Annotated in this window: 1 pseudogene; it reads right to left on the bottom strand. The window is 42.7% G+C overall.

What is annotated here, in order from left to right:
• A pseudogene (locus FH871_RS35370) lies at positions 1-328 on the bottom strand (ketol-acid reductoisomerase); the annotation flags it as partial.

Raw genomic sequence — 328 nt, 5'->3', positions numbered from 1 at the left:
GGTCTTCAACGAATTCTTTCGCGAATTTACCAGATTGAATATCAGCAAGAGCAGTCTTCATATTTTCCTTGACTTCAGGTCCGATGACACGTGGACCAGTTACAAAGTCACCAAATTCGGCAGTATTTGAACATGATTGACGCATCTTCTTGAAGCCACCTTCATAGATAAGGTCAACGATCAATTTCATTTCATGAAGAACTTCAAAGTAGGCCAGTTGTGGAGCATAACCCGCTTCAGTCAAAACTTCGAAACCAGCTTCGATCAAGTGAGTCAAACCACCCATGAGGACTGCTTGTTCTCCGAAGAGATCTTCTTCGGTTTCTTC

This window comes from Larkinella sp. C7 (assembly GCF_006149005.1).
Lineage (GTDB): Bacteria > Bacteroidota > Bacteroidia > Cytophagales > Spirosomataceae > Larkinella.
This window is presented reverse-complemented; position numbering and strand designations above follow the sequence as displayed.